Origin of the sequence: Chitinophaga sp. sic0106 (assembly GCF_019219075.1) — a bacterium.
Classification (GTDB): domain Bacteria; phylum Bacteroidota; class Bacteroidia; order Chitinophagales; family Chitinophagaceae; genus Chitinophaga.
In genome coordinates, this window is sequence record NZ_JAHUWJ010000039.1 from 1 (window position 1) to 1,604 (window position 1,604).

General features: G+C 45.9%; 1 rRNA gene. It reads left to right on the plus strand.

The features are described 5' to 3' along the window. Positions 1–67: 67 nt before the first annotated feature. Positions 68–1,604 (plus strand): 23S ribosomal RNA (locus KW844_RS28810); the annotation flags it as partial.

A 1,604-nucleotide genomic window follows, 5' to 3' on the forward strand; every position in this document is an offset into this window, starting at 1 on the left:
AAAGTTCTTTGACATATTGGAGAAACAAAAGTTGTGTACTTAAGTAGTAATACTTAAATACAAATTATTTAAAGCGAATAAGGGCGCATGGTGGATGCCTAGGATCTAAGAGGCGATGAAGGACGTGGTAAGCTGCGATAAGTTACGGGGAGATGCAAACGATCGTTACATCCGTAAATTTCCGAATGGGACAACCCGGTACACTGAAGGTGTATCACTCTGAAAAGAGAGCCAACGCAGGGAACTGAAACATCTAAGTACCTGCAGGAAAAGAAAATAACAATGATTCCCCAAGTAGTGGCGAGCGAACAGGGAAGAGCCCAAACCGGGTCGAAGCAATTCTACCCGGGGTTGTAGGACTACTTTTAGAAAGTCAGATCAAACTGAATCATCTGGAAAGATGAGCCGTAGCAGGTGATAGCCCTGTAGGTGCAAATTCTGATGGACGTGTAGTATCCTGAGTAGTGCGGGACCAGAGGAATCCTGTATGAAACTGTCAGTACCATCTGATAAGGCTAAATACTCCTTAGATACCGATAGTGAACCAGTACCGTAAGGGAAAGGTGAAAAGTACTCCGAACAGGAGAGTGAAATAGTTCCTGAAACCGTGCGCTTACAAGCGGTCGGAGCTCGCAAGAGTGACGGCGTGCCTTTTGCATAATGAGCCTACGAGTTACTCCTTACTAGCGAGGTTAAGGTCTTCAGTACCGGAGCCGCAGCGAAAGCAAGTTCTAACAGAGCGCTTTAGTTAGTAGGGGTAGACGCGAAACTTTGTGATCTATCCATGGGCAGGATGAAGGTTAGGTAAAACTAACTGGAGGTCCGAACTCATTAGCGTTGAAAAGCTATGGGATGACCTGTGGATAGGGGTGAAAGGCCAATCAAACTGAGAGATAGCTCGTTCTCCCCGAAATGTTTTTAGGAACAGCCTCGGATATAGACGTGTTATAGAGGTAGAGCTACTAATTGGGCTAGGGGGCTTCACCGCCTACCAAACCCTAATAAACTCCGAATGCTATAACATAATCTCCGGGAGTGAGGCTGTGGGCGCTAAGGTCCATGGCCGAGAGGGAAATAACCCAGACTAGCAGCTAAGGTCCCTAATCGTATGTTAAGTTAATCAAACGCGGTTCAAATCCTAAAACAGCCAGGATGTTGGCTTGGAAGCAGCCATTCATTTAAAGAGTGCGTAACAGCTCACTGGTCGAGGGTTTGGGCACGGAAAATAATCGGGTATCAAACATACAACCGAAGCTCTAGGCCTAGCAGCAATGCTAGACGGTAGGGGAGCATTCTAAACTGCATCGAAGGTGTGTTGCGAGACATGCTGGAGCGTTTAGAAAAGAAAATGTAGGCATAAGTAACGATAAATAAGATGAAAAATCTTATCGCCGTAAGACTAAGGGTTCCTGATCAACGCTAATCGGATCAGGGTTAGTCGGGTCCTTAGGCAAAGCCGAAAGGCGTAGCTGATGGCAAGTTGGTGAATATTCCAACACCTGCTATAAATTCGATGGAGTAACGGAGTAGTGAAAGGACTGCGCACTTACGGAATAGTGCGTTAAAGGGAGTAGTTATAGGTTTTGTAGGTAAATCCGCAAGAC